The sequence below is a fragment of the Variovorax sp. LARHSF232 genome, from assembly GCF_052871435.1.
Window position 1 is genome coordinate 354,942 of record NZ_JBIXJS010000001.1, and the last position, 18,392, is coordinate 373,333.

The following is an 18,392-nucleotide window of genomic DNA, read 5'->3' on the forward strand; positions in this document are numbered from 1 at the left end:
CATGACCCCCCGCCCCATCCGCTCCCAATACGAAGACTTCATGCGCCACGTCGACACCCACGGCGTGTTCAAGGCGGACCGCACCGGCACCGGCACCAAGAGCGTGTTCGGCCACCAGATGCGCTTCGACCTCAACGAAGGCTTTCCGCTGGTCACCACCAAGAAGGTGCACCTGAAGTCCATCATCGTCGAGCTCTTGTGGTTCCTCACCGGCTCGTCCAACAACAACTGGCTGAAGGAGCGTGGCGTCACCATCTGGGACGAGTGGGCGCGCGAAGACGGCGACCTGGGCCCGGTCTATGGCGTGCAATGGCGCAGCTGGCCCACGCCGGACGGCGGCCACATCGACCAGATCCAGCAGGTGATCGACACCTTGAAGAGCAACCCCGATTCGCGCCGCATCATCGTGAGCGCCTGGAACGTGGCGGATCTTTCCAAGATGGCGCTGATGCCCTGCCACGCCTTCTTCCAGTTCTACGTGGCGCCGCCGCAGGCACCGGGCGAGCGCGGCCGCCTGAGCTGCCAGCTCTATCAGCGTAGCGCCGACATCTTTTTGGGCGTGCCCTTCAACATCGCGAGCTACGCGCTGCTGACGCACATGATCGCGCAGCAGTGCGACCTGGACGTGGGCGACTTCATCTGGACCGGCGGCGACTGCCACATCTACAGCAACCACGCCGAACAGGTGGCGCTGCAGCTGAGCCGCGCGCCCTACCCCTATCCCACCTTGAACATCAAGCGCAAGCCGGCCTCGATCTTCGACTACCAGTACGAAGACTTCGAGGTGCTGGACTATGTGTCGCATCCGGCCATCAAGGCGCCGGTGGCCGTCTGAAGATGAAGTCGCCTGGCGTCAATGTCATCTTCGCGCGCGCCCGCAACGGCGTGATCGGCAAGGACGGCCAGATGCCCTGGCACCTGCCGGAAGACCTGGCGCACTTCAAGCAGACGACCGGCGGCGCGCCGGTGCTGATGGGCCGCAAGACCTGGGATTCGCTGCCCGTGCGCTTTCGGCCGCTGCCGGGTCGCCGCAACATCGTCATCACCCGCCAGGCCGACTGGCAGGCCGCGGGCGCCGAGCGCGCCGCCACCCTGCAGGCCGCCATCGAACTTTGCGCCGATGCGCCCGAAGTCTGGGTGATCGGCGGCGGCGAGATCTACGCCCAGGCCATGCCGCTGGCACAGCGCGCCGTGGTCACCGAGATCGAGCGCGACTTCGAGGGCGATACCTTCGCACCCGAGCTGGACGCCGGCTGGCGCGAGACGAGCCGCAGCACGCATGCCGCTGCCAGGGACGGGCTGCCTTTCAGCTTCGTCACCTATGAGCGCCGCCCTGCCTGACCGACAACGACGGCGCCTTCTCACTGCACTGCCTGCACTGCCGCTGGCCGCTTTCTTCTGGGCGGGCAACGAGGCCCACGCCAAGGCCGAGCCGCTCGATCCCGACGAAGAAGTGCTCTTCCTGCCCAGCACGGCGCGGGAACTCGGCGACGGAAACTTCGAGGTCGACCTGCAGGCCTGGATCCACGAGAAGGACCGCCATCGGATGCTCGATGCGGGCCTGGCCCGCTACCTTGGCCTTCGGCTCGACAACATGACGCCGGCCGCGCGCTTGCGTTTTGCGCAGCGCACTTCGCTCTTTCATGCCGAGCCCGAGGAAGGCACGGTGCTCGACATCGACTTCGGCCCCGGCCCGGCGCATGTCTCCATGCCCTCGAGCGACGCAGGCGGGCGCACCCAACTGCGCGCCACGCTCGCGCTCACACCCGACCCACGGCAGACGCCCTGGCTGCGCTTTCATGCCGTGGTGGCCAGGCCGCTGCCGCGCCGCATCGAGGGGCGCGCGCTGGTGGTGCCGGCGCACGGCCTCTCGGTGATCTCCGACATCGACGACACGGTGAAGATCACCCAGGTGCGCGACCAGCAGCAGATGCTGCTCAACACCTTCGCCCGCCGCTTCGCCGCGGTGCCGGGCATGGCCGAGCACTACCGCGAGCTGGCACGCGATCCGCAGACGCGCTTTCACTATCTCTCGTCCAGCCCGATCCAGCTGCTGCCGGCACTGGGCGCCTTCCTGCGTGACGAGGGCTTTCCGCCCGGCAGCGTGCACCTGCGCGAGAGCACCACCTGGCGCACCCTGATTCCAGGCGAAGGCGAATCGCGCGCGCACAAGCTGGCCGGCATCGCGCGGCTGATGGAAGACTTTCCGCGGCGGCGCTTTCTGCTGGTCGGCGACTCGGGCGAGCTCGACCCCGAGATCTATGGCGAAGTGGCCCGTGCGCAGCCGCAGCGCATCGAAGGCATCGTGATCCGCGACGCCAGCAACGAGGATCGCAACGCGCCCCGCTATGTCAGCGCTTTCGAGGGCGTGGCGCCCGAGCGCTGGCACATCCATCGCGACGGCGAGGCCTGGCCGCTGCGCTAGGGCCTGTTCACACTATTTGCGGGGATCGCGTTGGCCCGCATTGGGGCCGGATGCAAGGCGCCCGTGCGCAGCAATGCTGAAGCATTGCAAGCGCGGGCAACGCCGCAGACGGCCCCAATGCGAGCCACCCCGAAGGGAAGGCATGCCAAAGCGGCCAACTCGGCGTTGCACTCCTTGCGTGTGCCGACGCACACGCGGCGTCGTGCGCCTTGATTTGCCCGCTTTGGCATGCCTTCGCGACCCCGTAAATGGTGTGAACAGGCCCTTGGCCGTCCGGCCAGGACATTTGTCAGGGGTCGGCCCGCACAAGCCCAGGGCAGATGTCTCCCCCGATTGAGGGCGCATTGCTCATGCGCTCTTGAACACCAAAGTTCACATTCGGATCCATGGCCGAGGCCAGCGCACCCCAAGGCGCAGGCCTCACGAAGCAAGCACCCATGGAGATCCGAATGTTCGAACTGGAACCGCGCCCCTGTTGCCTCTCCCACCTGCTGCGTGGGGAAGGCGGCACGTCCTTCATGGAAATCGCGCTGGTCAGTTCGATCGTGCTGGTGCTGGCACTGCTGATTCTGCTGGCCATGCAGGGCCAGTCCTGATCCCGAACGCCGCCCTGCCATGAACAACGAAAAAGAAATCCAGGCCCTGCTGTCACTTCTGTCGATGCTCGCCAGCGATCCACGCATGCTGGCGCTGTTCGCGCTGCTGCTGATCGCCAGCGTCACCGATTGCCGCAGCTACCGCATTCCCAACTGGCTCACCTTCGGCGGCGCGCTGTTCGCCCTGCTCAGCGGCATGGTGATGGCGCGCACGCCCGGCGCCGGCGCCGTGCAGGCGCTGTCCGGCCTGGCGCTGGGCTTCGTACTGCTGCTGCCCTGCTACGCGCTGGGCGCGATGGGCGCGGGCGACGTCAAGCTGATGGCCATGGTGGGCGCCTTCCTGGGTGCCGCCGCCACCTTCCAGGCGGTGCTGCTGAGCTTCATCGCCAGCGGCGTCGTGGCCCTGGCCTTCGCCATCTACCACCGCAAGCTGCTGCGCATGCTGGGCAATCTGAAGAACGCCGCGCAGGGCATGGTCACGGCCGGCATGGCCGGCGTGGTCACCGCACCCGCGATTGACCGCCGCCAGTCCGTCGGCAAGCTGCCCTTCGCGCTGTGCATCGGCGCCGGCACGCTGTTCCAGGTCGTAGCGGCACAACTGGGCTACCTGTAGTCCCCATCGGAGAACGCCATGAGAAACATGAGAGCCATCGTCCTGCTGCTGCTTGCCCTGCTGACCGGGCTCGCCGCTGCCGTCTACGCCACCGGCTGGGTGCAGCGCCGCGCCGGCATCGCTTCCAACAAGGTGGTGGTGGCGGCAGTGGACGTGCAGCTGGGCAATCGCCTCAACGCCCAGATGCTGCAGACCGTCGACTGGCCCAGCGGCGCCATGCCGCCCGGCGCCTTCACCGATCCCAAGCTGGTGCAAGAGCGCGTGCTGCGCACCGCCGTGCTGCGCGGCGAACCCATCCTGGAAGGCAAGCTGGCACCGGTGGGCACCACCGGCGGCCTGTCGGCGGTGATCGCCGAAGGCAAGCGCGCCATGACCGTGCGCGTCAACGACGTGGTGGGTGTGGCCGGCTTTGCGCTGCCGGGCAATCACGTGGACGTGGTGGTCAACGCGCAGCAGACCGTCGCCAAGGGAGATGAGCCGCGCCAGATCAGCAAGACCGTGCTCGAGCATGTGCTGGTGCTGGCGGTGGCGCAGGAGGCCAGCCGCGACGAGACCAAGCCCAAGGTGGTCAACGCCGTGACCCTGGAGCTGTCGCTGGAAGACGCCGAGAAGCTCGACCTGGCGCGCAGCGTCGGCACCCTGTCGCTGGTGCTGCGCAACCAGATGGACAAGAAGATGGTCGCCACCAAGGGCATGACCAAGGACGAGCTGTGGGGCTTGAAGCAGCCGCTGCAGCCGGTATCGACCGCGCCGGCTGCTACCGCCAAGCCACAGGCGGCGCGGCCGCGCCCAGCAGCAGTAGCGCGTGCCTCGGAATGCGTCGAGGTCGTGCACCACGCGCAGCGCCAGGTCACCTGCTTCTGACATGAACACGCCAGCCGGAGCCCGCCCAGTGAAAACCATCACCTACGCCCCACTTCTTGCGCTGTCCGCCGCGCTCGCCGCACCCATGGCCGCATACGCCCAGGCCGCTGCCGCGCCTGCGCCGACCGCAGCCGCAGCACAACCGGCACCGGCGGTCGCCGCACCGGTCGTGTCGCTCAGCCAGCGCTGCACCTCGATCGTTCCGGACGACGAGCCCAGCCAGGTGGTGCTGGGCAAGTCCGCCGTGATCCCGCTCAAGCAGCGGGTAACGCGGGTCATCGTCAGCGGCCAGGCGGCTCGCCAAGGCGCCGGCGCGGCACCGGGCGGAGCCGGGGGCGCGCAGGGCACCCCAGGCATGGGCGACGTGGAGGTGATGCTGCTCAGCCCCACCGACCTGTTCTTCCGCGGACGGCAGGCCGGCACCATGAACGTGGTTCTGCAGAACGCCTCCGGCACCTGTTTCATCAAGGACGTGACCGTCACCGTGGACGCCAGCGCGCTGCAGGCCAAGCTGCACGAGCTGATGCCCGAGGAGCGCGGCGTGCGCGTGCTCAGCGCCGACAAGAGCATCGTGCTGGCCGGCCAGATCAGCAGCGCCCCGCGCGTGGACGACCTGATGAACCTGGCCATGGCCTACGGCGGCGACAGCAAGCGCATCGTCAACCTGCTGCGCGTGGGCTCTTCGCAGCAGGTGATGCTGGAAGTGAAGATCGCCGAGGTCAGCAAGAAGCTGCTGGACCGCCTCGGTGCCAGCGTCGGCGCGTTCCGCGCCAGCGGCAGCGGCACCTACAACTACTCGCTGATCAGCAACTTCCTCAGTGGCGGCGCCGGGCTGGTGGAGGCGCTGAAGGTAGGCCGCTACGTGATCGATATCGATGGCCAGAAAGACGATGGCCTGGTGCGGGTGCTGGCCGAGCCCAACATCATGGCCATCAGCGGGCAGCAGGCGAGCTTCCTGTCGGGCGGCAAGATCTTCATCCCGGTGTCCCAGTCGTCCGGCAGCAACCCCAGCGGCATCGGCACCGTCACGCTGGAAGAAAAGGAGTTCGGCATCGGCGTCAAGTTCCTGCCCACCGTGCTGGGCGACGGACGCATCAACCTCAAGCTGGTGTCGGAGGTGTCGGACCTGTCGCAGACCGGTTCGCCCTTCACCACCATCAATGGCGCGACCGCCGTGCTGCCCTCCATGACCGTGCGGCGCGCCGACACCACGGTGCAACTCAACGACGGCCAGAGCTTCGTCATTGCCGGCCTCATCAAGAACAACATGGGCGAGGCCGTCAAGCGCTTCCCAGGCCTGGGCGAAGTGCCGGTGATGGGCGCGCTGTTCCGCAGCACCGAGTTCCAGACCGAGCAGAGCGAGCTGATGTTCGTCATCACCCCGCGCCTGGTACGCCCCATCGCCGGGCCCGTGCGCGTGCCCACCGACAACCACGTGGTGCCCACCCGCGCCGAGGTCTACCTCAACGGCAGCATGGAAAGCCTGACGCCCGCGCCGGCGCCGGTGCAGGAAGTCACGCCCGCTGCGCCCGCCCCCCGTCCGGCTCAATGAAACGCACACAAAGAGGAAGCGCCATGACCCGAATCTCCACGGCCCTGTTGCTGCTCGCCGCCCTGCTCGCCGGCTGCAACTCGATGACGCCCAACTACGACGCCCGCTTCGGCGAGGCCGTGCGCGACGCCAAGCGCCAGATGACCATCAATCCCAATGCAGGCCTGGAGAGCGACTCCAAGCCCGAGGGCATGGATGGTGTGGCGGCACGCGAAACCGTGCAGCGCTACCAGCAAAGCTTCAAGTCGCCACCGCCCGTGGTCAACGTCATCAACATTGGTGGCGCGATCGGCGGCAATGGTGGTGGCGGCAGTCAGTAACGAAAGGAGCACGTATCGAGCCAAGACCCGACACAACACTCATCCATCTCCCGCCGCGCTCTTCCTGCGCGGCATGAATGAAGAAGTTTTCTTTCTCCAACCTCAACTCTAGGAGTTTTGCCATGAATGCATTTCTGAAATCCACCCGCAACTTCCTGCGTGACGAAGAAGGCGCCCAGATCATCGAGTACGCACTGATCGTCGCCGTGGTGTCGCTTGCGCTGATTGCGGCGTTCAATACGGGCCTTATCACTACTGCGTTCCCAGCGTGGATCACCAAGGTGGGAACCTGCCTCACGACCGGCAGCTGCGCCGTAGCACCCGCCGCACCCTAACGCGAAAGCAACGGCGAGACAGCGAGAGTCCATCAGGGCCGCTGTCTCGAACCGCCAGGCAGACCAACACCACTCCCCACTCAGAACAGGTGAACTCAATGCAATCGCGTATGCATCAGGCCCGCATTCACCTGCCTGAACGCCAGCGCGGCGCCTTCATCATCACAACGGCGCTGCTCCTGCTCTTTCTTCTGGGGTTCATGGGCATCGCGCTGGACTTCGGGCGCATGTTCGTGGTGCGCGGCGAGCTGCAGACGGCGCTCGACGCTTGCGCCCTGTCCGCGGCCGCGGAGCTGGATGGCAGCATCACCGCCAAAGACCGCGCCATCGCCTCCGGCATCGCGGCAGGCAATGCCAATGCTGTCAACCTGCAATCGGCCGACTGGTCCGGCCAAGGCCAGATCGTTGACACCGACGTCAGCTTTCGCGACGCGAGCTACGCCGTCACCGCCGACCCGCTGTTGGCGCGCTACGCCCAGTGCTCGCACACCCATTCCAACATCGGCCTGTGGCTGCTGCAGGCGCTCAATGCCTTTTCCAACAGCGCCATTGTTCCCGCCACCGGCACTGTGGCGACCAGCGCTGTGGCTACCCGTACCCCCGCGCAGACCAGCTGCCCGCTCCCGGTCGCCTTCAAGCCGGCCGCTGGGGCCACCGCGCCGGACTACGGCCTGACGGTGGGCCAATGGGTCAAGCTCATCAACGGCACCCCTTCTGGCGGCAACGTTGGCTGGGCCAACCTGGATGGATCCAACAGCGCCTCGGAAACCGTGAACGAACTCAACGGCTATTGCGGCACCGAGATCGGCGACACGCTGGGCACGCCAGGCGTGCAAAGCGCCGTGACGGACGTATGGAACGAGCGCTTCGGCATCTACAAGAACAGCGGCGACCCCGCAGTGCAGCGTCCGGACTACACGGGCTACTCCTACACCCAGGAAAACTGGGGGATAGACCCAGTGCGGGGAGAACCCTTCAATGCCCACAAAGGCAGCCCCGGCGTGGGCGCGGATCCGAGCGCGCAGAATTTCGTCACCAAGCGTGCAGCCTTCGCTTCCTGCGGCAACACCAGTACGCAGGTCAATGATTGCGAGAACATCACCGGCCTCAAGCTCAACAGCTTCAAGAAGCTGGCGCCACCGGGCAACACCTCCGGTGGTCACAAGCAGTACGGTTATGACCGGCGCGTCGTGCTGATACCGGTCATCGACGAGGGCAACCGAGCGGTCGGCTTCATGTGCATGCTGATGCTGCAGCCCCTGGAGCAGCCCATGGGCGATACCAACCTGGAGTACCTGGGCAACGCCAGCAGTCTCGGCAGCCCCTGCACGACCAGCGGATTGGCTGGCGGCACGCTGGGCCCCCTGGTACCCGTCCTGGTGAGGTGAGCCATGCGCCAAGGCAAACATACCCATCACAAGCAGCGCGGAGCGGCGCTGATCGAGCTGGCGCTGATCATCCCGCTGCTGCTCCTGCTGACCTTCATCACCACCGAATTCGGCCGCGCGGTGTACCAGTACCACGTGCTGGTGAAGGCGGTGCGCGACGGGGCTCGATATTTGTCGGTGCAGCCGCCGGGGACACACGTCGCCGAGGCGCGCAACCTCATGGTCTACGGCAACCTCGCCGGCACCGGCAATCCCTTGGTGCACAACCTGGGGCTGGACAACGTGCCGGCCGCCACCTGCTGCACCTGGCAGCCGACCGGCACGACGCCCATCTTCCAGAGCGTGACGGTGCGCATCAGCGGCTACCGCTTTCTCCCGCTGGTAGCCAACGTTTTCGGCACGGCGCTAGGCGATGCGCAGGGCGGCATCAACTACCCGACCATCAGCGCGACCATGAGGGCTCCGCTATGACACCCGCACCACGCCTCGCCTGCAGCGGCGCCACCACCCTGGAATTCGCCCTGGGGCTGTTGATCTTCCTGACCTTTGCGCTGGGCATCGTGGACTTCTCGCGCATGCTGTTCACCTGGAACGCCGCCAGCGAAGTGACCCGCTACGGCGCGCGCTACGCCGCCGTGTGCGACGACACCTTTCGCGCCGACGAGGTACTGGCGCAGATGCAGGAGTTGCTGCCGCAAGTGCAAACCATTGCGGTGGACTGGTCGCCCGCCGAGTGCACCGCGGCCACCTGCGAAGGCGTCACCGTCGGCATCACCGACCTGAACTACCAGTGGATCTCGCCCATTGCCGGCGCCGTCGCCCCCTTGATCGCCATGCCGCAGTTCTCGACTTACCTGCCGCGCGAGGTGATGCGGCTGGACCCGAACAGCGCCGCCATCTGCCCCTGAACCGCCCCGAAAGCCCATCATGAAGATCGCACTCATCTCCCCCAATCCGCAGCACCTGCGGACGCTGCAGCCAGGCCTGGAGGCCAAGGGCCATATCGTCCAGAGCTTCGAGGGCGGCAAGAGCCGCATGGCGGCGGTGGCGCAGGAGTCGCATCCTGACCTGATGCTGGTGGACGGCATGTGCTGCGATCCGCACGAACTCGCGCTGGTGGAGCAGCTGACCTCCGCGCACCCCGAGATCGCCGTGCTGCTGATGTGCGCCATGCAGACACCCGAATTCCTGCTGCAGGCGATGCGCGTGGGCGTGCGTGAGGTGCTCCCTTCGCCGGTACCGCCCGAGGCACTGGAGACCGCTGTGGCTCGCGCAGCCGCCCGCATGACGGCTACGCGCCGCAGCACTGCCGGTAGCTCCAACGGCAGCGGCGACAGCGGTGGGCAGGTAATCGCCTTTACACCCTGCAAGGGCGGCGCAGGCGCCACCTTCATCGCCACCAACCTGGCCTGCCTGCTGGCAGCCGCGCAGCACCAGGTGCTGCTGATCGACCTGAACCTGCAGTTCGGCAATGCCCTGTCCTTCGTCAGCGACGCCAAGGCCCCCACCACCCTGGCCGACCTGGCCACCGGCATCGACCGGCTGGACGCCTCGCTGCTCGCGGCCAGCGCCATCAAGGTGGATGCCGGTTTCAGCGTGCTGGCGGCGCCCGAGGATCTTTCTCGCGCGGCCGAGGTGAAAGCCGAGCATGTGGAAGCCATCGTGCGCCTGGCGGCGCAGCACTACGACTTCGTGCTCGTCGATCTTCCGCTGGGGCTCAACGCCCTGTCCATCCGCGCGCTGGACCGGGCGCAGCGCATCTTCATGGTGCTGCAGCCGGGCCTGCCCTACCTGCGCAATGCCACCAAGCTGATGCAGGCCTTCAAGTCGCTGGGCTACCCACCCGCACGGGTGCAGGCCATCGTCAACCGCATGGAGAAGACAAGCGACATCGGCCTGGCCGACATGCGCCGCCTGCTGGGCAATGTGGAGCTGCATACCGTCGCCGATGCGCCGCGCGACGTCGCGCTTTCCATCAACCGCGGCGTGCCGCTGGTCAGCCTGTCCAAGTCGCACGCCGTGAGCCGCAGCCTCAGCGAGCTGGCCCAGCAACTCAGCCCGCGCGAGGAAGGCAGCCCCAGCCTGCTCGGGCGCCTGTTCCGCCGCGCCTGAACCAAGGAGAGTCCGTCATGCAGAACCTGAGCGCACTGCGCACTGAAAGCCCCGCCGCTTCGATCCGCGAGCAGCTCGACAGCCTGGGCTCCGAGTCCCTGGCGCGCGCGCCGTCTCAAGACACGGGCGCTGTCTCCTTCACCGGCCAGGGCTTCTCGGAAGCCTACAAGCTGCTCAAGGAGCGCATGCACCTGAAGCTTTTGGAGCAGTTCGACCTGACGGCGCTGGAGACGCTCAAGCCCGAGCTGCTGCGCCATGAGATCGGCGCCGCCGTGGGCCGCCTGCTGCAGGAGGAGCCGCAGGCGATCAACGAGGTCGAGCGGCGCATGCTGATCCGCGACATCCAGCACGAGATGCTGGGCTTCGGCCCGCTGGAGCTGCTGATGGCCGACTCCCAGGTGTCGGACATCCTGGTCAATTCCTACGAGCAGATCTACGTGGAGCGCCGGGGCAAGCTGGAGCTGACCAACGTCAGCTTCACCGACGAGAAGCACCTGCTGCGCATCATCGACAAGATCGTCTCGCTGGTGGGGCGGCGCATCGACGAATCCAGCCCGATGGTGGACGCGCGCCTGCCCGATGGCTCGCGCGTGAACGCCGTCATCGCGCCGATCGCGCTGGACGGGGCCATGATGTCCATTCGCCGCTTCGCGCACATTCCGCTGAAGATGGACAACCTGGTCAACGACCTCAAGACGCTGACGCCGCAGATGGCACAGCTGCTGGAGTCGCTGGCCAAGTCCAAGGTCAACATGCTCATCTCGGGCGGCACCGGCGCCGGCAAGACCACGCTCCTGAACATCCTGTCGGGCTACATCCCGGCCAGCGAACGCATCATCACCATCGAGGACGCGGCCGAGCTGCAGCTGCAGCAGCCGCACGTGGTGCGGCTGGAGACGCGGCCCCTGAACATCGAGGGCCGCGGCGAGATCAGCCAGCGCGCGCTGGTGCGCAACGCCTTGCGCATGCGGCCCGACCGCATCGTGATCGGCGAGGTGCGCGGCGCCGAGGCGGTGGACATGCTGCAGGCGATGAACACCGGCCACGAAGGGTCGCTCACCACCATCCACGCCAACACGCCGCGCGATGCCCTGTCCCGGCTGGAAAACATGATCGGCATGGCCGACCTGAACCTGCCGCACAAGGCGGCGCGCCAGCAGATCGCATCGGCCATCGGGGTGGTGGTGCAGGTGCTGCGCATGGTGGACGGACGGCGCAAGATCACCAGCATCCAGGAGATCACCGGCATGGAGGGCGAAGTGGTGACCATGCAGGAGATCTTCACCTTCCAGCAGACCGGCGTGGGCGAGAACGGAGAGGTGCAGGGCCACTTCAAGGCCACCGGCGTGCGGCCGCGCTTTGCCGAGCGGCTGCGCGCCTTCGGTGCCGCACTGCCCGACGGCATATTCGATCCCGGCCGCCGCTACGAATGAGTGAATGAACAAATGAACAAACAGGGGGCAGCATGCTGAATCATCTGGGTGGAGACACGCTGGTCACGGTGACGGTCCTGGTCTTCGTCACCGTGCTGCTGCTGCTGGAGGGCCTGTACCTGCTGTGGCGGAGCAGGCATGGGCGCGAGGCACGCCAGTTGCGAGAACGGATGCGTACATTGGCCGAGCCGGCCGATGCGCAGGCACAGGCCCGGCTGCGCAAGCACCGGTCCCAGGACGAGCTGCCCTGGCTGGAGCGGACGCTGCTCTCGCTGCCGCGCGCCGCGCATCTGGAGCACCTGATCCAGCAGGCGGGCAAGCCATGGCGCCCGGTACAGGTCCTGCTGAGCTCCGCGCTGCTGGGCGTGGGTGGCTTGCTGGCGGCGCACAACCTGGCTCGGCTGCCGCTGCTGATCGCTGTTGCGCTCGGCTTTACCTGCGTTTGCTTGCCCCTGATCTACTTGCGGGTTCTACGGCAAAAGCGCCTGCAGCGCTTCGAGCAGCAGCTGCCCGAGGCGTTGGACCTGATCGGGCGCGCGCTGCGCGCGGGCCACTCCTTCGGCACCGGCATCCAGATGGTGAGTGAAGAAATGAGCGAGCCGATTGCCGGCGAGTTCCGCCTGGTGAGCGAAGAGGTGAACTTCGGCGTCGCGTTGCAGCAGGCCCTGAACAACCTGGGCGAGCGGGTGCCGCTGACGGACCTGCGCTACTTCGTGGTGGCGGTGCTGATCCAGCGCGACTCGGGCGGCAACCTCACCGAGGTGCTGGGTAACCTGAGCCGGCTGGTGCGCGAGCGGCACAAGCTCCTGGCCAAGGTGCGAGTGCTGTCGGCCGAGGGACGGCTGTCGGCGTGGATTCTGGGCCTGATGCCCTTTGCGCTGGCCTTTCTGCTCAACATGTTCAGCCCCGACTTCGTGGCGCCGCTGTGGACGGACCCGATCGGCCACACGATGCTCAAGGTCATGGCGGGGCTGATGCTGACGGGCATTGTGTTGCTGCGCTACCTGGTACGAATCCGCGTCTAGCAATCTGGAGACCACGATGACACTCTTTCCCCTTCTGGTATTCCTGGCCGTCACGCTGGCGTTGGCGGGCCTGGTGATCTGGCTCACGCCCACCCGCACCGAGGAACGCGTGCGCGCACTGGCACCGCGCGATGACAAGTCAGCCTGGACCGAAACCATGGTGCGCCTGGTCGGGCCCTTCGCGCAGTTGTCCTCGCCGACTGCTGAGGGCGATGCCACGCCGCTGCGGCTGCGATTCCTGCAGGCCGGCATCCGCCACGCGGACGCACCCCTGATCTACTTCGGCCTCAAGACCCTGCTGCCGCTGGCCTTCGCGGCGCTGGCCTACCTGGTGTTGCGCGCGGCAGGCACGTCCTCGACGATGGAGCTCTTGTTCAAGGTGATGGCGGTGGCCCTGGCGGCCAACTACCTGCCGAATCTGATGCTGTGGCTGGCAACACGCGATCGGCGGCGCGAGATCTTCGAGAACTTTCCCGACGCGGCCGACTTGACGCTGGTGTGCGTGGAAGCCGGTATGGGGCTGGACGCGGCCCTCACCAAGGTCACCGAGGAAATCAAGCTCAAAAGCACGGCGCTGGCCGAGGAGTTGCACTGGACCAACCTGGAGATGCGCGCCGGTGCCGCCCGCGAGAAGTCGCTGCGCAACCTGGCGCTGCGCACCGGCGTCGAGGAAATCGGCACCTTCGCCACCATGCTGACCCAGGCCGACCGCTTCGGCACCAGCATCGGCGATTCGCTGCGGGTGTTCTCCGACGACCTGCGCCACAAGCGCCAGACGCGGGCCGAGGAACAGGCGGCCAAGGTCCCGACCAAGATGCTGCTGCCGCTGGTGCTGTGCATCTTCCCCGTGGTCTCGCTGGTGATCCTGAGTCCAGCGGTGATCCGGATGATCCGTCAGATGGTGCCGATGCTCAGCGGAGGGGGCTGAGGAGGGACCTCACCTGCGGCCCGGCGAAGCCGGATCCGCGGTGTGGGACTGAAACTAGAACCGCCGCCTATGTTGCCCCAAGCTGATGCTTGCGCGCGTAGATGTAGAGCTCCAGCCGGTTCGACAAATCCAGCTTCTGGTAGATCGAGCTCAGGTGATTGCGCAGCGTGTGCTCGGTCACGAACAAACGGTCGGCCAGGGCCTTGTTCGAGGCGCCCTCGCAGTGCAGCACCGCATCGATGATCTTGCGCTCCTTGGGCGTGAGCTGGGCCTGCTTGCGAACTTCCGGATCCGGCTGCTGAGGTGTACGCAGCTCGTTGAGAAGGCGCCCGAGGGTGGCGACGTCCACCAGCATTTCGCCCCGATGCACGCGCTCGATGGCCTCCACCACCCGCTGCGCCGGCGCGTCCTTGCGCAGCACGCCCTGGGCGCCGGCCAGCACCGCCTGGTCCAGCTTGTGCGGATCGCGCTCGGCCGTGAGGACCAGCACGCGCGTGCCGGGCCGTTGTTGCTGCAGCTGCGCCATGATCTCGATCGAGCAGCGCCCGCCCAGGTCGAGGTCGAGCACGATCACGTCGGGCGCCGCCTCGGCGACCAGCGCCAGGGCTTCCTCGCAGCTGCTGGCGCTGGCCGCCAGGCGCATGCCGCCGGCTTGCGCCTCGATCAGGCGTGACAGGCCCCACAGCATGGTCGGATGGTCGTCGACGACCATCACGGCAATGGGTGGCGACTGCGTTTCAGGCACCAAGGCCGATCCGGCGGCGTTCATACCGGGATCTGCACCAGCACCGCGGTCTTGCCGGGCTCGCCCAGTTGCACGGCGGCCGAGCCGCCGAGGGCGCGGGCCCGCTCGGTGATCGATGCCGGCTGGAAGGCCAGCTGGGGCACGTCGCCGCTGGGGTTCTCGATATGGATCTGGATGCGCTCGCCGACGCGCCGCACGCGCACCCGCCCGGCGGGCGTTCGGACATGCTTGCCGATGTTGTTGACGCCTTCGCGCACGACCTGCAGCACCGCCGCGCCGAGCCGGTGGCCGACGCGCAGGCCTTCGTCCACGTCGATGTCGATGGCCGCGCCCCACTGGCGGCGCAGGTGCTCGACCTGCGCCCGCAATTGAGGCGCGATGCTGCGCGGGACGGCAGCGGCGGCCGGCTCCGCGGCCGGCTGCTTGACCGAGCGCGCATAGTGGCGCAGATCGGCCAGCACCTGGTCGCACATCTGCGCCAGGCCTTCGAGGTCGCCGCGCAGCGGGTTGTCGGGGCTGGCCTTGCTGCACAGCGCGCCCAGGCCCAGCTTCAGGCCGATGTAGGGCTGGATCGCGGTGTCGTGCAGGTCCAGTGCCAGCTTGAGGCGTTCGTTGGATGCCGCCTCGCTGACCAGTCGATCCAGCGCGTCGATGTTCTGCACCATGGGCATCACCTGGCCGGCCAGATGCTCCAGGAACAGCGCGTCGGATTTCCGGAAGTGGCTTTCCGGCCCGCACACGATGATGAAGCCGCGCTCGCACTGCGCCGGCAGCGGCGCGCTGATGAGGCTGCTCGCCTCCAGCATGTCAGCCAGCGCGGTGCAGCGGCGGGCGGCGTCGCCATCGCAGCGCTTCCAGCGGCCTTGCGCGGCGTCGTAGCGGATTCCCGGGCGGCGCCATCCCAGCCAGGCCAGGCGGTTCACCAGCATGGCTTGTGCCGGGCACAGGGCGCTCCAGCGGATGGCGGCGGCCTCATCCAGTTGCTCCACACGCATGCCATGTGCGCCCTCTTTCGCGCCGGCGGCCAGCGAGCGCAGTGTCCAGCTGCCGCTCGCCGTATCGCGCATCAGCAGCAGCACATGCTGGGCGCGGTAGAAGTCCAGCGTGCGGTGCAGCAGGCGGTCCAGCGTGGCGGCGGCGCCGAAGCGCGGGTTGGACAGGCGGCACACCTCGCGCAGCAGCGCCAGCCGGCGCTGGAAGGCCAGCTTGGAGCCGCCCCAATAAACGATCATGTGGCCCAGGGCCAACAAGAAGGTGATGCGCATCAGCAGCTGCGCTGCGTCGCCGTGCCGGCTTGCCAGCAGGCTGCACGCGGCGAAGGAAGCCACCGATGCCACGGTGACGCGCGCGCCCTCTTCGTAGCCCCAACGGAAGGCGGCGCACAGGATGGCGAAGAAATAGAAGAGAAAGTAGAGGTTCTGCGCGCCGTCGGCCAGCGCGATGATCATGGTGAACCAGGCCACGTCCAGCCAATGCGCCAGCCGGCCCTGCAAAGCCGCCGGCGCCCAGCGCACCAGCGTGAAGACGGTTGTGCTGTACAGCAGGTAGCCGGCAAAGGCGATCCACGCCGCCTGGCTCAGTTGACGGCCGAAGCCGGCATCCACGCACGCTGCCATCATGGCCGCCACCGCCAGAACCAATCTCATCTGCGCAGCCATCTGAGCGTCCGAAAGGACGCTGGTTTCAAACTCGTGGTCCGGGTTTGGACTTTCTGGCTGCTTCATGGGGTCGCCCTTGGTCGCGTGGTTACTATTTGTAGTACATGTGTTTCCAAAAGTGAACTGTTCACATCAAATGAAGTGAGAGATAGGGGGAAAGTACGCAGAATTTGAGATCTATTGCGTCAGCAATAGATATTTAATCCGGGTACAAAATCGAAGCGCGCGCGCACCCTTGCAGCCAGACGCGGCTGGAAAAAGACAATGGAAAAGCCGCCCGGGCAGGCGGCAAGCAGCCAGCGCTTCAGTCCAGCGCGATGAACACCCGCCCGCCTTCGATCTTCACCGGGTAGACCTTGAGGTCTTCGGTGAGCGGCGCGCACATCGCCTTGCCGCTGCGGACGTCGAAGCGGCCCTGGTGCAGCGGGCACTCGATCTCGTGACCTTCCAGGAAGCCTTCGCACAGGCGGGCCTGGGCATGGGTGCAGATGTCGCTGGTGGCGTAGACCTCGCCCTGCACGCGGTACAGCGCGATGTCCAGGCCTTCGAGCTGGACGCCCTTGACGTCCTCGGCAGGCAGTTCGTCGAGGGCCGCGGCGTCGATCCAGAAGTCGTTCATTTTTAGATGGGATAGATGATGGAATTGGGGATCAACTCGCTGTCGTACACCACCAGGCGCGACGCGAACTTCAGGCCGGCATCGGTGCGCACCACCGTGTCGATGTAGCGGCCGACGTTGAACACGGTGCTGGGCTCGCTCAGCTTGGTGCGAAAGACCGCGTAGTTGGCTTCGCTGTGGATGGTGCCGTCGTCCTCCACCCGGTGCACCAGCGGCAGGCCCACCACGTGGCGCTGGTAGTAGGGGTCGTGAAACAGCGTCTCGCGGATGCCGTAGACGCGGTCTTCCAGCATGCCCCGGCTTTCGAAGGACAAGGTGGCCAGCGGCAGGCCGCGTTCGAAGTTCTCGCGCGGCTGCAGGCGGTAGCTGCACTGGTCGATGAAGAATGCAGGCCACAAGTCCCAGTTGCCGGAGTCGACGGCGTGCGCGTAGTCCACATACAGCCGCGCCAGGTCCAGGTAGTCCTGCGTCATTGCGGCGCCTCCATCACCTCGCGCCAGTAGCGGTACATGCCGCGGATCAGCGTCTCGGTGACCATGTGCTCGGTGTTTTCCACCTCGCGCCCGCCCAGCTCGGCCATGGTGCGGTGGTAGGGCTTCTGCTTGAAGCCCTGCTGCGAGAACTCGATCACCTCGCCGTCGTCGGCCGAGACAAAGCCGGCCGGCCCGAACAGGTTCGCCTGGCGCAGGCGCCGCTGCGTCATCTCCTCGCTGTCGTCCTCGAAACCGAAGTGCGTCCAGACGAAATCGAAGGCGTCCGGGCCCACCGGCTGGATGTGGCGCGTGGACACGCTGTTGACCTGCTGCTGCAGGATCACGCTGGGAAAAAGCGTGGTCATCACCGCGGTCGGCCCGCCCCACCAGGGTTCGGGCACGATGTCGAGAAAGCGCGGGTCCTTCAGCTGCATGCTCTCCTTGAAGCTGGAGACCTGCGTCACCTGCGCCGCCTTGCCGGACGCGCCGCGGGTGGAAATCATGGCGGCATGGCGGCCGTGCGCGTCCATCTTCAGCTGCGACTTGTTGTCCGCGCGCCAGAGCCCGAAAGTGACGAACCAGGTGTGCAGCAGGCCCGGGTGGTACGGGTCCTTGATGTTCTCCTGCATCAGCTTCCAGTTGCCCGGGATGCGCTGGCGGTTGTAGCCGAGAATCTTCAACTGCCGGCCATTGAAGAGCCTGTCGAAGTACTGCAGCACCGTGGGGCCGATGAAGTCTTCCAGCGACTCGATGCCGTGGTCGAAGGACGCAAAGACCACGCCGCCGCGCCGCGCCACCTTGAGCTTGTTGAGGCTGTTGTCCTCCAGCTTGAAGTCCGCCGGCATGCCGCCGTGCACCTGGCCATCCTGCTTGACGCCGCGCCGAAACGGCACGCCCTGCAGGTCGCCCGCGAGCGAGTAGTTCCACTGGTGGTAGGGGCAGGTGAAGTCCTTGCGGTTGCCGCTGCGCTCGCGGCAAAAGCGCATGCCGCGGTGCGCGCAGACGTTCTCGACCACGCGGATCTCGCCTTGCATGTCGCGCACCATGATCACCGAGCGCTCGCCGATGCTGCTCCGCTTGAAGTCGCCCGGGCTGGGGATCTCGGCCTCCAGGCCCACGTAGCACCAGTGCTTGTTGTAGAAGAAGCGCTCCAGCTCCTTCTTGTGCTGCGCCTCGCCTTGGTAGGCCATGAAGGGAATGCGGCTGGTGCCATCGGACTCCCAGCGCACCGTCTCGGGAAATACGGTGGTTGTGTTGCTCATCGTGCTTGTCTCCTCGGCGCATCTTCGGCACGCCCTTCACATTT

Annotated in this window: 21 protein-coding genes; 16 read left to right on the forward strand and 5 right to left on the reverse strand. The window is 66.7% G+C overall.

Annotated features, from left to right (window positions below; translation table 11 throughout):
• Position 1 precedes the first annotated feature (1 nt).
• From ACIPRI_RS01695 to ACIPRI_RS01770, 16 genes are all read left to right on the forward strand, one after another.
• Complete coding sequence (locus ACIPRI_RS01695; RefSeq protein WP_446587855.1) at positions 2 to 835, forward strand: thymidylate synthase; 834 nt, start codon at positions 2 to 4, stop codon at positions 833 to 835.
• A gap of 2 nt (positions 836 to 837) precedes the next feature.
• Positions 838 to 1,341, forward strand: a complete 504-nt coding sequence (locus ACIPRI_RS01700) for a dihydrofolate reductase (RefSeq protein ID WP_446587857.1) — start codon at positions 838 to 840, stop codon at positions 1,339 to 1,341.
• A complete protein-coding gene (locus ACIPRI_RS01705) occupies positions 1,322 to 2,425 on the forward strand; it encodes a phosphatidate phosphatase App1 family protein (protein ID WP_446587859.1) in 1,104 nt (367 codons plus the stop codon). Before ACIPRI_RS01700 ends, ACIPRI_RS01705 begins: the two co-directional genes overlap by 20 nt.
• Positions 2,426 to 2,874: 449 nt before the next feature.
• Positions 2,875 to 3,021, forward strand: coding sequence for a hypothetical protein (locus ACIPRI_RS01710; protein WP_446587861.1), 147 nt, complete (start codon positions 2,875 to 2,877; stop codon positions 3,019 to 3,021).
• A gap of 19 nt (positions 3,022 to 3,040) precedes the next feature.
• Positions 3,041 to 3,634, forward strand: a complete 594-nt coding sequence (locus tag ACIPRI_RS01715) for an A24 family peptidase (RefSeq protein WP_446587863.1) — start codon at positions 3,041 to 3,043, stop codon at positions 3,632 to 3,634.
• A gap of 18 nt (positions 3,635 to 3,652) precedes the next feature.
• Positions 3,653 to 4,498: a Flp pilus assembly protein CpaB gene (gene cpaB, locus ACIPRI_RS01720; protein WP_446587865.1), complete on the forward strand. Its 846-nt coding sequence runs from the start codon at positions 3,653 to 3,655 to the stop codon at positions 4,496 to 4,498.
• Positions 4,499 to 4,583: 85 nt separating this feature from the next.
• Positions 4,584 to 6,050 carry a type II and III secretion system protein family protein gene (locus ACIPRI_RS01725; RefSeq protein ID WP_446620350.1) on the forward strand — a complete coding sequence of 489 codons (1,467 nt, stop codon included), beginning with the start codon at positions 4,584 to 4,586 and terminating at the stop codon, positions 6,048 to 6,050.
• A gap of 23 nt (positions 6,051 to 6,073) precedes the next feature.
• The gene (locus ACIPRI_RS01730) at positions 6,074 to 6,370 is read left to right on the forward strand and encodes a hypothetical protein (RefSeq protein WP_446587867.1); all 297 of its coding nucleotides are present in this window, start codon (positions 6,074 to 6,076) and stop codon (positions 6,368 to 6,370) included.
• Positions 6,371 to 6,492: 122 nt separating this feature from the next.
• Positions 6,493 to 6,705, forward strand: coding sequence for a Flp family type IVb pilin (locus ACIPRI_RS01735; protein ID WP_446587869.1), 213 nt, complete (start codon positions 6,493 to 6,495; stop codon positions 6,703 to 6,705).
• Positions 6,706 to 6,803: 98 nt separating this feature from the next.
• Complete coding sequence (locus tag ACIPRI_RS01740) at positions 6,804 to 8,093, forward strand: pilus assembly protein TadG-related protein (RefSeq protein ID WP_446587871.1); 1,290 nt, start codon at positions 6,804 to 6,806, stop codon at positions 8,091 to 8,093.
• Between the two features lie 3 nt (positions 8,094 to 8,096).
• Positions 8,097 to 8,564 carry a TadE/TadG family type IV pilus assembly protein gene (locus ACIPRI_RS01745; protein ID WP_446587873.1) on the forward strand — a complete coding sequence of 156 codons (468 nt, stop codon included), beginning with the start codon at positions 8,097 to 8,099 and terminating at the stop codon, positions 8,562 to 8,564.
• Positions 8,561 to 9,001 carry a TadE/TadG family type IV pilus assembly protein gene (locus ACIPRI_RS01750; RefSeq protein ID WP_446587875.1) on the forward strand — a complete coding sequence of 147 codons (441 nt, stop codon included), beginning with the start codon at positions 8,561 to 8,563 and terminating at the stop codon, positions 8,999 to 9,001. The genes ACIPRI_RS01745 and ACIPRI_RS01750 overlap by 4 nt, the downstream gene beginning before the upstream one ends.
• A gap of 19 nt (positions 9,002 to 9,020) precedes the next feature.
• The gene (locus tag ACIPRI_RS01755) at positions 9,021 to 10,205 is read left to right on the forward strand and encodes an AAA family ATPase (protein ID WP_446587877.1); all 1,185 of its coding nucleotides are present in this window, start codon (positions 9,021 to 9,023) and stop codon (positions 10,203 to 10,205) included.
• A gap of 17 nt (positions 10,206 to 10,222) precedes the next feature.
• On the forward strand, positions 10,223 to 11,638 hold the full coding sequence (locus tag ACIPRI_RS01760; RefSeq protein WP_446587879.1) for a CpaF family protein: 1,416 nt from the start codon (positions 10,223 to 10,225) through the stop codon (positions 11,636 to 11,638).
• A gap of 32 nt (positions 11,639 to 11,670) precedes the next feature.
• Entirely contained in the window at positions 11,671 to 12,663 is a 993-nt protein-coding gene (locus ACIPRI_RS01765) for a type II secretion system F family protein (RefSeq protein ID WP_446587881.1), read from the forward strand.
• A gap of 16 nt (positions 12,664 to 12,679) precedes the next feature.
• Positions 12,680 to 13,591 carry a type II secretion system F family protein gene (locus ACIPRI_RS01770; RefSeq protein ID WP_446587883.1) on the forward strand — a complete coding sequence of 304 codons (912 nt, stop codon included), beginning with the start codon at positions 12,680 to 12,682 and terminating at the stop codon, positions 13,589 to 13,591.
• A 67-nt stretch (positions 13,592 to 13,658) separates the two neighbouring features.
• Here the strand turns inward: ACIPRI_RS01770 and ACIPRI_RS01775 are convergent, their stop codons facing one another.
• The 5 genes from ACIPRI_RS01775 to ACIPRI_RS01795 form a co-directional block, all read right to left on the reverse strand.
• Entirely contained in the window at positions 13,659 to 14,360 is a 702-nt protein-coding gene (locus tag ACIPRI_RS01775) for a response regulator (RefSeq protein WP_446587886.1), read from the reverse strand.
• Positions 14,357 to 15,982 carry a sensor histidine kinase gene (locus ACIPRI_RS01780; protein ID WP_446587888.1) on the reverse strand — a complete coding sequence of 542 codons (1,626 nt, stop codon included), beginning with the start codon at positions 15,980 to 15,982 and terminating at the stop codon, positions 14,357 to 14,359. Before ACIPRI_RS01780 ends, ACIPRI_RS01775 begins: the two co-directional genes overlap by 4 nt.
• A 316-nt stretch (positions 15,983 to 16,298) precedes the next feature.
• Positions 16,299 to 16,613 (reverse strand): non-heme iron oxygenase ferredoxin subunit, encoded by a 315-nt coding sequence (locus ACIPRI_RS01785; RefSeq protein ID WP_446587890.1) that lies wholly within the window; start codon positions 16,611 to 16,613, stop codon positions 16,299 to 16,301.
• 2 nt (positions 16,614 to 16,615) lie between these two features.
• Positions 16,616 to 17,086: an aromatic-ring-hydroxylating dioxygenase subunit beta gene (locus ACIPRI_RS01790; RefSeq protein WP_446587892.1), complete on the reverse strand. Its 471-nt coding sequence runs from the start codon at positions 17,084 to 17,086 to the stop codon at positions 16,616 to 16,618.
• Entirely contained in the window at positions 17,083 to 18,348 is a 1,266-nt protein-coding gene (locus ACIPRI_RS01795) for an aromatic ring-hydroxylating dioxygenase subunit alpha (RefSeq protein ID WP_446587894.1), read from the reverse strand. Before ACIPRI_RS01795 ends, ACIPRI_RS01790 begins: the two co-directional genes overlap by 4 nt.
• Between the last annotated feature and the right edge of the window lie 44 nt (positions 18,349 to 18,392).

Bases quoted from the DNA above. Each gene is read 5' to 3' on its own strand.
- ACIPRI_RS01730 (WP_446587867.1), top strand. From the start codon at position 6,074: ATGACCCGAATCTCCACGGCCCTGTTGCTGCTCGCCGCCCTGCTCGCC.
- ACIPRI_RS01795 (WP_446587894.1), bottom strand. From the start codon at position 18,348: ATGAGCAACACAACCACCGTATTTCCCGAGACGGTGCGCTGGGAGTCC.
- ACIPRI_RS01755 (WP_446587877.1), top strand. From the start codon at position 9,021: ATGAAGATCGCACTCATCTCCCCCAATCCGCAGCACCTGCGGACGCTG.
- ACIPRI_RS01760 (WP_446587879.1), top strand. From the start codon at position 10,223: ATGCAGAACCTGAGCGCACTGCGCACTGAAAGCCCCGCCGCTTCGATC.
- ACIPRI_RS01705 (WP_446587859.1), top strand. From the start codon at position 1,322: ATGAGCGCCGCCCTGCCTGACCGACAACGACGGCGCCTTCTCACTGCA.
- ACIPRI_RS01740 (WP_446587871.1), top strand. From the start codon at position 6,804: ATGCAATCGCGTATGCATCAGGCCCGCATTCACCTGCCTGAACGCCAG.
- ACIPRI_RS01785 (WP_446587890.1), bottom strand. From the start codon at position 16,613: ATGAACGACTTCTGGATCGACGCCGCGGCCCTCGACGAACTGCCTGCC.
- ACIPRI_RS01715 (WP_446587863.1), top strand. From the start codon at position 3,041: ATGAACAACGAAAAAGAAATCCAGGCCCTGCTGTCACTTCTGTCGATG.
- ACIPRI_RS01725 (WP_446620350.1), top strand. From the start codon at position 4,584: ATGGCCGCATACGCCCAGGCCGCTGCCGCGCCTGCGCCGACCGCAGCC.
- ACIPRI_RS01745 (WP_446587873.1), top strand. From the start codon at position 8,097: ATGCGCCAAGGCAAACATACCCATCACAAGCAGCGCGGAGCGGCGCTG.
- ACIPRI_RS01750 (WP_446587875.1), top strand. From the start codon at position 8,561: ATGACACCCGCACCACGCCTCGCCTGCAGCGGCGCCACCACCCTGGAA.
- ACIPRI_RS01780 (WP_446587888.1), bottom strand. From the start codon at position 15,982: ATGAGATTGGTTCTGGCGGTGGCGGCCATGATGGCAGCGTGCGTGGAT.
- ACIPRI_RS01700 (WP_446587857.1), top strand. From the start codon at position 838: ATGAAGTCGCCTGGCGTCAATGTCATCTTCGCGCGCGCCCGCAACGGC.
- ACIPRI_RS01710 (WP_446587861.1), top strand. From the start codon at position 2,875: ATGTTCGAACTGGAACCGCGCCCCTGTTGCCTCTCCCACCTGCTGCGT.
- ACIPRI_RS01695 (WP_446587855.1), top strand. From the start codon at position 2: ATGACCCCCCGCCCCATCCGCTCCCAATACGAAGACTTCATGCGCCAC.
- ACIPRI_RS01775 (WP_446587886.1), bottom strand. From the start codon at position 14,360: ATGAACGCCGCCGGATCGGCCTTGGTGCCTGAAACGCAGTCGCCACCC.
- ACIPRI_RS01790 (WP_446587892.1), bottom strand. From the start codon at position 17,086: ATGACGCAGGACTACCTGGACCTGGCGCGGCTGTATGTGGACTACGCG.
- cpaB (WP_446587865.1), top strand. From the start codon at position 3,653: ATGAGAAACATGAGAGCCATCGTCCTGCTGCTGCTTGCCCTGCTGACC.
- ACIPRI_RS01765 (WP_446587881.1), top strand. From the start codon at position 11,671: ATGCTGAATCATCTGGGTGGAGACACGCTGGTCACGGTGACGGTCCTG.
- ACIPRI_RS01735 (WP_446587869.1), top strand. From the start codon at position 6,493: ATGAATGCATTTCTGAAATCCACCCGCAACTTCCTGCGTGACGAAGAA.
- ACIPRI_RS01770 (WP_446587883.1), top strand. From the start codon at position 12,680: ATGACACTCTTTCCCCTTCTGGTATTCCTGGCCGTCACGCTGGCGTTG.